Source organism: Microcystis sp. LE19-195.1E, assembly GCF_027532095.1.
Classification (GTDB): domain Bacteria; phylum Cyanobacteriota; class Cyanobacteriia; order Cyanobacteriales; family Microcystaceae; genus Microcystis; species Microcystis aeruginosa.
The window spans coordinates 1-11,691 of sequence record NZ_JAPZSZ010000091.1 but is presented as its reverse complement, the minus strand read 5'-3'; the positions used below and the strand labels follow the sequence as shown (position 1 = coordinate 11,691).

General features: G+C 42.9%; 9 protein-coding genes. 4 read left to right on the top strand and 5 right to left on the bottom strand.

All coding sequences use genetic code 11. The annotated features are described in order from the left end of the window. From O9300_RS05700 to O9300_RS05685, 4 genes are all read right to left on the bottom strand, one after another. Positions 1-281 (bottom strand): hypothetical protein (locus tag O9300_RS05700; RefSeq protein ID WP_287970527.1); only part of this gene is annotated, 281 nt, incomplete at its 3' end. Positions 282-301: 20 nt separating this feature from the next. After that, positions 302-1,702, bottom strand: coding sequence for a 3-isopropylmalate dehydratase large subunit (gene leuC / locus O9300_RS05695; RefSeq protein WP_287970525.1), 1,401 nt, complete (start codon positions 1,700-1,702; stop codon positions 302-304). Positions 1,703-1,983: 281 nt separating this feature from the next. Beyond that, positions 1,984-2,982, bottom strand: coding sequence for an MraY family glycosyltransferase (locus tag O9300_RS05690; RefSeq protein WP_287970522.1), 999 nt, complete (start codon positions 2,980-2,982; stop codon positions 1,984-1,986). A gap of 157 nt (positions 2,983-3,139) precedes the next feature. After that, the gene (locus tag O9300_RS05685; RefSeq protein ID WP_287970520.1) at positions 3,140-5,437 is read right to left on the bottom strand and encodes a RelA/SpoT family protein; all 2,298 of its coding nucleotides are present in this window, start codon (positions 5,435-5,437) and stop codon (positions 3,140-3,142) included. A 222-nt stretch (positions 5,438-5,659) separates the two neighbouring features. Between O9300_RS05685 and patD the strand changes: the two genes are divergently transcribed. The 4 genes from patD to O9300_RS05665 all read left to right on the top strand — a co-directional run bounded on the left by patD (position 5,660) and on the right by O9300_RS05665 (position 10,267). Continuing rightward, on the top strand, positions 5,660-6,016 hold the full coding sequence (gene patD / locus O9300_RS05680) for a heterocyst frequency control protein PatD (RefSeq protein WP_002759645.1): 357 nt from the start codon (positions 5,660-5,662) through the stop codon (positions 6,014-6,016). A 75-nt stretch (positions 6,017-6,091) separates the two neighbouring features. Further along, complete coding sequence (locus tag O9300_RS05675; RefSeq protein ID WP_287970518.1) at positions 6,092-7,717, top strand: dipeptide ABC transporter ATP-binding protein; 1,626 nt, start codon at positions 6,092-6,094, stop codon at positions 7,715-7,717. A gap of 55 nt (positions 7,718-7,772) precedes the next feature. Beyond that, positions 7,773-7,898 (top strand): hypothetical protein, encoded by a 126-nt coding sequence (locus O9300_RS05670; protein WP_287970514.1) that lies wholly within the window; start codon positions 7,773-7,775, stop codon positions 7,896-7,898. A 233-nt stretch (positions 7,899-8,131) separates the two neighbouring features. Next, positions 8,132-10,267 carry a glycosyltransferase gene (locus O9300_RS05665; RefSeq protein ID WP_287970513.1) on the top strand — a complete coding sequence of 712 codons (2,136 nt, stop codon included), beginning with the start codon at positions 8,132-8,134 and terminating at the stop codon, positions 10,265-10,267. Between the two features lie 219 nt (positions 10,268-10,486). On the opposite strand, the gene O9300_RS05660 is transcribed toward O9300_RS05665, so the two are convergent. Next, on the bottom strand, positions 10,487-11,691 hold a 1,205-nt coding region (locus O9300_RS05660; protein WP_287970511.1), incomplete at its 5' end, for a calcium-binding protein.

Below are 11,691 nucleotides of genomic sequence, written 5' to 3'. Positions count from 1 at the left end.
AATAACCCAAGGTATTTCTGGTTGCGAGTAATTATTGTAGAGAAGGGAGAGGGGTGTGGGGTGTGGGGTGTGGGGTGTGGGGTGTGGGGTGTGGGGTGTAGGGTGTAGGGTGTGGGGTGTGGGGTGTGGGGTGTGGGGTGTAGGGTGTGGGGTGTGGGGAAGTGGGAAGAATAAATAAAAATAATCTCCTGACTACTGACTCCTGAATACTGACTCCTGAATACTGACTCCTGAATACTGACTCCTGAATACTGACTCCTGACTCCTGACCCCAGTAACAAACTTTTTCAGCAAACCCTATTTAATTTAACAACTCCCTGGGATCGGTGACTTCCCCTTTAATTGCTGCCGCTACCACCATCGCCGGACTCATCAACAAAGTACGACCGGAAGCGGAACCTTGACGACCTTTAAAGTTACGATTGGAGGAGGAGGCGCTGATCTGATCTCCCTGCAATTTATCGGGATTCATGGCTAAACACATGGAACAGCCCGCCTCGCGCCATTCAAAGCCCGATGCTAGGAAAATTTGGTCTAATCCTTCTGCTTCCGCTTGTTTTTTGACTCTTTCGGAACCGGGGACGATAAAAGCTTTCACATGGGGGGCAACACGATGACCTTGGGCAAATTTGGCCGCTTCGCGCAGATCACTGATCCGGCCGTTAGTACAGCTACCGACGAAGCAGACATCGATTTTTGTGCCTTTAATCGGGGCGCCGGGGGTGAGTTTCATGTATTGATAGGCTTCCTCTGCGATCGCTCTTTCCCTGGCAGGTAAACTTTCGGGAGTGGGAATGACTTCGTTAACCCCGATTCCTTGGCCCGGAGTAATCCCCCAAGTAACTGTGGGTTCGATTTCACCGGCATCGAAGACCACCACATCGTCATAAACCGCATCGGCATCGCTTTTAATGCTTTCCCACCAATTAACCGCACTTTCCCAGTCTTTGGGTGCAAAATCACGACCTTTGAGGTAATCGTAGGTGATTTGATCGGGGTTGATATAACCACATCGGGCCCCACCTTCGATCGCCATGTTACAAATCGTCATTCTTTCTTCCATGGACATCCGTTCAATTGTGCTACCAGCGTACTCGTAGGCGTAACCAACACCGCCTTTAACGCCTAATTGACGGATAATATGGAGAATTACATCTTTAGCATAGACCCCGGGGTTTAAATCGCCGTTTACCTCCACTCGACGCACTTTTAATTTCGATAGGGATAGGGTTTGGGTAGCAAGAACATCGCGCACTTGGGAAGTGCCGATGCCAAAAGCGATCGCCCCAAAAGCGCCGTGGGTGGAGGTGTGGGAGTCACCACAGGCGATCGTCATCCCGGGTTGGGTTAGACCCCGTTCGGGAGCGATCACATGAACTATGCCCTGATTGCCGGAACCGATGCCGTAGAAAGGAATATGATTGGTTTGAACATTAGTTTCGATCGCCCGGATCATTTCCTCGGCCAAATCGTCAAGGAAAGGACGCGCCTGATTTTCGGTGGGGACGATGTGATCGACGGTGGCAATAGTCCGTCCTGGAAATAATACTTTTAAACCCCTTTCTCTTAGCATCGAAAAAGCTTGCGGACTGGTGACTTCATGGACTAGATGCAGTCCGATGAATAATTGTGTCTGTCCACTGGGAAGAATCTTAACCGTGTGTGCGTCCCAGACTTTATCGAATAACGTTCTTGCGCTCATTGACCTTGTAATGATAGTCATCCCCTTGATTCTATCAGCTAACCCCGGCCGATAAATATTAATTTTTTCTTTTCTCTTGGTTAGTAGGGATAATAGGTAAATAGCTCTGTTTTTGCCAGAGATTAAAACCATCAGTTTTTGACTGAAAGCAACGACTTTCGCTAATAACTATTTGAGTAATTCCTGCTGCTCCTTACCCCCCGATCCCTATAATTTTTAAAGAGGATTTAGTCTAACATTCTCTAGGTTTGAATAACCCCTCAGTCCATAGCAAAAAAAAATTATTCTTTTCTTGTCACTGATAAATTATGCTCGCTAACTTTCCTGTTCAGATAAATTTCTCCAAGAACAATTAATCCTAGAATCAGAGGTAAACTCAGCCATGATCCTAGTATTCCTAAGTAGTTAATACTAATAGCAATCAGGAGAGTTACCCCCATATAAATAATTGCTACTTGTGGATGAGACAAGCCAGATTTTTGTAATCTTTGATAAAGGTGACTGCGGTGAGCTTGGAAGATATTTTCCCTTTTTAATAATCGACAAATAAGGGTATAAATAGCATCACCAATCAGAGGTAAAGTGATAGTTAAAGCTGACCAAGCCTGACTTGGATTGCCCTGGTTATTAAGTAAAACCATAGCGACAATTGCCCCTAAACTGGTGCTACCCACATCACCCATAAAAATTTTTGCTGGCGACCAATTCCAGAGGAGAAAACCGCCTAAAGCTGCCACTAAAAGCCATAAAATTGGTTGCTGAAAATAGAGAGCGAGAAATCCTAATTGTACCGCCGTACAGCCAGCCACCAAGCCATCGAGACCATCCATAAAATTATAAAAATTAATGATCGCGGTCAGGCCGATAATTGTGAGAATAATAGCCAAAACTTTGCCGCCAAAACCCAAATCTGATAGCCACGATTGGGGAAAAGCACCGAAAAAAGTGACCGCAACACTAGCGGAGGATAACTGCACTAAATAGCGAATACTAGAGGGAATACCGCGACGATCATCGAGAAGACCGATAATAATTAAAGGAGTCAGGGACAACCACAGGGGAATGAGAGGTAGGGAAGGAGGAAGGAGAAAATAACTGAGGCCGCTGGTAAGAGCAAAAGCGACGACAAAACCGAGTCCACCCCCCCTAGGTGTGGGTTGACTATGGCTGCTACGCTCATTGGGAATATCTAACAATTGTTGGCTAAAACGTTGTTTAATCAGGGCAACCACCAGAAAACTAATCAGAAAACTGATAACTGAGAGTAGGGATAATAACATAGGGATTTTCGCACTCAGATTAATTATCGATCCTACGTTGTTCGGTGACAAAAAGTGCCGATATTGCCATCGTGGTTTTAGTCAGTGTCAGCATCGCACTTCAACAGCTAAGGCACTCTGAAGTTTGGGGGATATTAGCAGAAATTTTAGGTTTAACTTACTCTCGATCGCTTTTTACCTGACTGATGCGACGAACGTTTAAAATATCACTCATCAGCTTAATTTGAGTAACACAGCGTTCAAATTGTTGCAGGTCTTTTACTTCAATTTTCAGGGAAATTAAAGCGGGTTTGCCGAAATTAGTCTTAACTCCGGCATTGCGAACGTTAATATTTTGGTCACTTAAACGAGAGAGAATATCTTTTAAAACCCCGACGCGATCAATCACTTCAATCTGAATATTTACCGGATAAGTTTGATAACGTCCCTGGTCATCTATAGGGTTCCAACTAACAGGAATTAAGCGTTCAGCTTCGGCTTTTTCCACATTCGAGCAGCCCTGACGGTGAATAACAATGCCTTCCCCCGCATGGGCAACTATACCGGTAATATTTTCTCCGGGTAAAGGACAACAACAACCGGCCAAACGATAGACTAATCCCTCCACACCGGCGATCGGTGATTTACTAACGGGTAAAGCCCTTTGAACGGGAGAAGGTGGTAGAATCAATTGGGAATCAGTCAGGACATCGGGCGGATTTTTGACCGTTAAAATTTCCTGTTGATTTTTAACGGCTTCTTGCAGACGATTAACCACATTTTTTAGGGTAACTTCGCCGTAACCCAAAGCCGCCAATAAATCATCTACTGCCACATAATTGCACTGTTTAGCCACCGATTGCATTCGTTCTGATTTTAGCAGGGCATCGAAGCCAGTTTTACCCAATTCTTTCTCTAATAAATCACGACCCCGGCTAATATTTTCTTCTCGGCGCGATTTTTTGTACCATTGCCGGATGCGATTTCTGGCGCTAGGAGTAACGACAAAATTTAACCAATCTAAACTAGGGTGACTATGCTTGCTGGTGAGAATTTCCACCAGATCACCATTTTGCAAGGGAGCATCAAGAACTGACCATTTACCATTAATCCTTGCCCCTTTCATCTGATTACCTACTTCGCTATGAATATGATAGGCAAAATCTACCGGTGTTGCGCCTTGGGCGAGGGCCACCACATCACCTTTGGGGGTGAAAACATAGATATCTTCTTCAAAGAAATTATTTTTGAGGCCATCCATGTATTCTTGGCCATCTTTAAGGTCTTTTTGCCAGTCGAGCAGATTACGCAGCCAAGCGAATTTTTCATCCGCAGCGGTTAAAGTTGTTTGACTAGAACCGGTTTCTTTATACTTCCAATGGGCTGCAATCCCGTATTCAGCAACATGGTGCATTTCTAGGGTGCGAATCTGCACTTCTAGGGGACGGGCATTTAAACCAACAACGGTGGTATGGAGGGATTGATAACGGTTAGCTTTTGGTAAACCGATATAGTCTTTAAAACGGTTAGGAATCGGAGTAAATTGGTCGTGAACTATGGCTAAACAACGATAACATTCCTCTTTGGTTTCGACGATAATGCGGACGGCGGCAATATCATAAATCTGCTCGAATTCTTTGCCCTGATTGTGCATTTTATGATAGATGCCGTAGAGATGTTTGGGGCGACCCTGTAAATCAAGAACTTTTATGCCAATTTCTTGCAATTTTTCCCGCAATGTGTTAGTGACGGTTTCGATGCGGGCCTCTCGATCGATACGTTTTTCCGATACCAATAACTGCACGGTGCGATAAGCATCGGGTTCGAGGTATTTAAAGCATAAATCCTCTAATTCCCATTTAAATCTGCCAATCCCTAAACGGTTAGCCAGAGGAGCAAAGATTTCTCTAGTTTCTAGGGCGATGCGTTGCTGCTGTTGCGGGGTGAGGTGTTCGAGGGTTTGCATATTGTGCAGGCGATCGGCTAATTTGACCACGATGACGCGGATATCTTGAGCCATCGCCAGGAACATTCGGCGAAAATTCTCCGCTTGCCGTTCAGTTTTGCTAGAAAAGTTGAATTTGGAGAGTTTTGTCACCGCTTCCACCAAATTACGCACCTCAACACCGAATCTAGCCTCGATTTCTTCGGGGGTGACTTCCGTATCTTCCACCACATCGTGAAGGAATCCCGCCGCGATCATTGCCCCATCACCCCCCAGATCCCGCAGTAATCCCGCCACAGCTATGGGATGGGCGATATAGGGTTCCCCGGATTTGCGATACTGGCCCTCGTGGAGTTTGTGGGCGAAATTAAAAGCCCTAGAGATTAAATCGATATCGGGATTCTGGGGGTCGTTTTCGTAGGTAATCAGGCATTCTTTCAGCCAATCGGGTAAAACTAACGCTTTTTTCGGTTCCGTGGCCCGGGGAAGGGCGGTGAGGGTTTCCGGTTGGATGGCAGTGATGGCGTTCATGGTTAGATCGGGGGGATAATAGGGGGGGGAGGAGACGGATAACTAGAAAATTATTAGGCCGAAGGGATGCCAGATTACTTAACTCTCTAACACTGGAATCGGATCGATCGGCGAAAAGGGCGGGATTCTTTTAAGTTTTTGTCTCTGATCGGGAAGAGGACTTGCAACCGTGACGGCAAATCGTTAATCTTATGTAACAAATTCTAACGCGCTTTGTATTGGATGCTACCGACAAATTACCATCAAGCTTACAAATCTTTGTTAAGAAAACTGGAGGATTTCAGTCTTGCCCTTCTGGATGGGGATGCTTCCACGGGGTTACAATCTTTTCAAGCTTTACAAACCTGTCTAGAAGGGGAGATATTGTCACTAAATGATGACAATTTCAGCCCAGAGGTGGCTAATCGTTGGCGCGCGCTCCAGACGGAACTATATCGATCGTGGCGATTGCTGGAGACGGATTGGTTATTTTTGGCCTCGGCGCGGCAAGGACGGGAGAAACGTTTACAGATAATTAGCGAGCGAGTGGCGACTTTAAAGGGGTATTGTCGGGTTTTGTTAGGGTCAGTTGTCGATTAGCAATTAAATGCTCGATCGCCGTTTGTGTGGCATACTTGACCCTAAGTCCTAACTTTTATCGTTACCGATCGCGTCATGTTGGAAATTAAAGACCTAAAAATTGCCTACCCGACCGAATTAAGTTCTCCCTCTTGGGCGATCGATGGGGTATCTTTTAGAATAGGCCAAGGGGAAACTCTGGGATTAGTGGGTGAATCTGGTTGTGGAAAATCGACCATCGGTAAGGCTATTTTAAGGTTATTACCCAATCACACTCACGTGGAAGGGGAGATTACCTTTGAAGGGCGATCGCTTTTATCTTTTTCTAGCAAACAGTTAGAAAAATTTCGCGGGGAAGCGGTGGGATTAGTCTTTCAAGATCCGATGACGCGACTGGATCCGCTGATGACTATTGGCGATCATTGTGTGGAAACTTTGCAAGCTCATCGGACGGATTTAACCTATCTTGAAGCTAAAAATGAAGCTTGTACTTTCCTAGAAAAAGTGAAAATTCCCGCTAATCGTTGGTCCCAATATCCTCACGAATTTAGCGGGGGAATGCGGCAAAGAGTGGCCATTGCTTTAGCTTTATTATTAAACCCTAAGTTAATTATTGCCGATGAACCCACCACCAGTTTAGATGTGACGGTTTCGGCGGAAATTCTGCGGGAATTAAAGCGTTTATGTAGCGAGGAACAGATGGGATTATTGTTAATTTCCCATGATTTAGCGATGGTGGGAGAATATTGCGATCAATTAGCGGTGATGAAGGGGGGCAAAATTGTCGAATCGGGATTGGTAAAAACAGTTTTTAAAGCGCCTCAACATCCCTACACTCGTTCTCTTTTGTCCGCCGCTTTACACCTACAGTTACGGGAGGAAAAATCAACGGCAATTCAAGGCAAGGAAACGGTGTTAAAGGTGGATAATTTAAAACAGTATTATACCCTAGAAGGTAACTTTTTAGATAGCTTTTTAAAGAAAGACAAGAAATTTATTAAAGCGGTGGATGAAGTCAATTTTGAACTGTATCGAGGGGAAATATTCGGTTTAGTTGGGGAGTCGGGGTGTGGGAAAAGTACCCTATCGCGAACCCTATTACAGTTAATTAAACCCACCGGGGGAAAAGTGGAATTTTTAGGAGAAGATTTAACCCCTTTGTCGGCGGAAAAAATGCGTCCAAAACGGCGCTTAATGCAGATGATTTTTCAGGATCCCCTCGCTTGTCTCAATCCTTTAATGACGGTGGGAGAAAGTATCGCCGATCCGCTTTTTATCCATCAAAAAGTTAATCTAGAAACGGCTAAAGAACAGGTTTTAAAAATGTTAGATCGAGTCGGTTTAACACCAACAGAAGAATTTTATCGACGCTATCCTAGGGAGTTATCGGGAGGACAACAGCAAAGGGTAGCCATTGCTCGCGCTTTAATTACCCATCCAGAATTAGTTATTTGTGATGAACCGGTTAGTATGCTTGATGCTAGTGTCCAGACACAGGTTTTAGAGTTAATGTTAGAGTTACAAAAGTTATTTAATCTCACTTATTTATTTATAACTCATGATCTTTGGTTAGCGAGATTCCTCTGCGATCGAATTGCGGTGATGACTGCGGGTAAAATTGTTGAAATGGGTGACACTGAACAGATTTTTAGCCATCCCCAACACCCCTACACCCAAAAATTAATCGCCGCAGCCCCGAGAATTTATCCCGACAGCAACTAAAATTGCTCTAGGGGTTTATAATTGTTATTGTCTAGATATATTTAGGAAAGACAAAATGACCAGACAACTTCAGATAACTCTCCCTGAAGATACCATGCAACTTCTCGATCGATGGTTGGCGAGTAGTGATTATCCTGAAAAAGAATATAATAATTTAATTAATGAAGCGATTAAATTATAAGTAGGGAGGCACAATTATTTGTAGGATGGGTTAGCGGTAGCGTAACCCATGCGGGCGTTGGGTTTCATGCTTCAACCCAACCTACGTTCATCTTATATTTAATTCCACCCATCTACTTATATTATGGAACCACAGAGAAACTACCTCAAGCAACAATTAAAGGAAGGAGCTATTGTTAGAGCAGAAAGAGATTTAAATTTAGCACAATATTGGTTTTCTCTAGAGGAAGAATTATGGTAATAATGATTATTTTTAAAGTTAAAAAACTGCTCAAAAAATTTGTCTTTAGTCTCCAAGAGGAAGGATGGAAACCAGCACTCAAAAAGACGAAACGAAAAATTATTAAAATTCTCACAGGAAAGAGTTCCTCTGAATTTGAAGAACAGGTGATCGAAAGTGCTAAATTAGCTGAACCGCGGACCCTAGAAATTGCCAGCAGTGACAATCCTTTAGTCTCGATTATTATTCCTGTTTATAACCAATTTGCCTACACCTTTAACTGTCTGGAATCCTTGAGTGTTAACCTAAGTTCTGATTTAGCTTATGAAATAATCATTGTTAATGATGCTTCCAGCGATGAAACCTTAGAACAATTAGCAACTTTAGTTAAAGGAATTAAAGTATTAACTAATACAGAAAACTCTGGTTTTATTCGTTCCTGTAATTATGGGGCTAGTCAAGCAAAAGGTCAATACCTATATTTCCTCAATAACGACACTCGTATTCTAGAAAATTGTCTAGAAAGTTTAGTGAAATTAATTATCAATAATCCCCAAGTTGGTGCGGTGGGTTCCAAGTTAATTTATGCTAATGGTAAACAACAAGAAGCGGGGGGAATTATCTGGAATTCTGCCGATGGTTGGAATTATGGACGCTTAGATAGTCCCGAGGAACCGGAATATAATTATGTGCGTCCCGTGGACTATTGTTCGGGGGCCAGTTTATTAGTTCCTACGGATTTATTTAAGCAATTAGCTGGTTTTTCTCAAGACTTTATCCCTGCGTATTACGAAGATACAGACTTATGTTTTGCCCTCCGAGAATTGGGTTATCAAGTCCTCTATCAACCTCAATCTAACGTCATTCACTACGAAGGAATCACCTCGGGAACAGACCTTTCTAGTGGGATCAAACAATATCAAGTTATTAATCAAACTAAGTTTCGAGAAAAATGGTCAAAGGTATTAACTAAACACCTAGATAACGATGCTAATAATGTACCCAAAGCTGCCCGACGTTTACAAGGAAAAACGACAATTTTAGTCATCGATTCCTACGTTCCACTATACGATCGAGAATCCGGCTGTGTGCGTTTATTAAATATTCTTAAGCTACTGCTCAATTTAGGCTATTCAGTCATTTTCTTTCCCGATAATGGCTATCCCGAACAACCCTATACTTCCGTCCTGCAACAGCTGGGAATTGAAGTTATTTATGGCACACCACAAAGATATAATCTAGAAGAAAAATTAATCAAATATTTACCCCTGATAGATGGAGTTTGGTTGTGTCGTCCCGAATTGTGCGATAAGTATATGGATTTAATTCGCTTAAAAACAAAAGCACCAATTATTTATGATACAATTGACCTGCATTTTCTACGTTTAAAACGACAAAAAGACTATCTCGATCCCAGTTACCAAAATACTAGCTGGAGTTGGCAAACCTATCAGAAATTAGAGTTAAACTATGCTAATCAAGCGGAAGCAACCGTGGTAGTAACCGAAGACGAAAAGCAGGTATTATCCTCTTTAGGAGTGAAAAATGTTTGGGTAATCCCCAATATCCATGAAGAAATTTCCCTGTCAGAAAAAGTTGCCTTTGACCAGCGAGCCGGTTTAGTATTTATTGGTAGCTACAATCACCCTCCTAATATTGATGCAGTTAAGTGGTTATGTTTAGAAATTATGCCCTTAGTTTGGGCATCCCGTCCCGATATTACCGTTAATTTATTGGGAAGTAATCTCAAGGATGAAGTGAAAGAATTAGCCAATGATAAAGTAATTGTCACTGGTTATGTTCCCGAAGTGGAACCCTATTTCCAAAAGACTCGTGTTTTTGTCGCTCCCCTGCGATTTGGTGCGGGGATGAAGGGTAAAATAGGTCAAAGTCTTTCCCTAGGATTACCGACTATTACCACAAAAATTGGTGCCGAAGGTATGGGATTAATTGACCACCAAGATGTTTTAATTGCCGATACTGCCGAGGAATTTGCCCAAGCGGTAATCGAACTCTATGATAATATGGAATTGTGGCAAAAACTCGCTGATAATTCCCTAAAAACTATTAAGAGATACCAACCCGCTACCGTGCAAACTAACCTACAAGCTTTGTTATCGAATCTAGGAATTGTTGCCAAGGATAGTTAACAAGAATACAGCAGTTATCTTAATGGTGAAGTACAAAGTTTTCGTTTTCGGGAGTCAGTCATCGATACCAAATTAGGTCATACTTCATCTTTATTTGTGCTTCTTTTACTGTAGTAATTTTTAGACTTCTGCTAATTTTAATAACCTCAATAAAGCGTTCCCCGGTTTTACCTGGGAACGCTTTGTGGGAGATATTTCTCCTAACTCTTTCAATAATAATTAAGCAACAGTAAAGAAACTACTTACTGGTGTAATACTTCCGAAACCGGGTAAAGTACCGCTAAATCCAGTGATATTTACCAATAAATCATTGGTCGATGACAATGCCGCAGTGCTATCATTGACCAATAGGTAAGTTCCAGTGATCGGACCGCTAATTACTTGCACTAATGCAGCACTATTGGCGAGTAAAGCTTGAGCACCTAACGATAATCCATTTGCATCAGTAAATACCTGAGTCGCTAAATCCGTTTTTGTGGTAGCAGTGCTATTAGCAGCGCGAGTAAAACTAGACGGCAAGAATGATAAGCCGATTCTATCAGTGCCGAAGGCAAAATCGGTGATCCGATCGTGAGCAGATACGCTAGATTGTCCAAATTGAAAGACGAAGGTATCTGCATCTGCATTACCAGTTAAGGTGTCAATGCCAGAACCGCCATTCAAGGTATCATTACCGAGTCCGCCGTTGAGGGTGTCATTACCTAAACCCCCATTAATACTGTCATTGCCAGCGTTACCCGAAAGGATGTTAGCTTGGCCATCACCAGTAATCGTGTCATTTCGATTAGTGCCAATGACATCATCAAAATTGGTTGCCGTAAAAGTTAATACTGGACCCCCCAATACCTGCAAATTGTTAGTCGCTGCGCTTAAATCGACATTAATAAACCCGGGAGATGCTGCGCTGGAAGCATCAATTGTATTGTTGCTAAATCCGGCGTTGGCAATGATAGTTTCAACTTGGAACAGTTGATCTGTGGCTCCACCGCCTTTGAGAATAGTTCCAGTCGGTAGTAGGGTAATGCCGCTGCCAAAACTGCTGTAATTGGCCACATCAGTCCCCGCAGCACCATTTAAAAAATCACTGCCTAAACTGCCAACAAGGGTGTCATTATCATCACCACCATTCAAGGTATCATTACCATCACCACCATTCAAGGTATCATTTCCGAGTCCGCCGTTGAGGGTGTCATTACCTAAACCCCCATTAATAATGTCATTGCCAGCGTTACCCGAAAGGATGTTAGCTTGGCCATCACCAGTAATCGTGTCATTTCGATTAGGGGACTTCCAGAGAATAAAATACCCAACAAAAAAATAGAAAAGTGTTTTTTTGAAAAAGTAATTATTTTTGTCTAGGAAAACAAAGAGTCTCCCATTACAACCTATTTTTCCGAAAAAATAGGCAGCACAAACTCTTATAC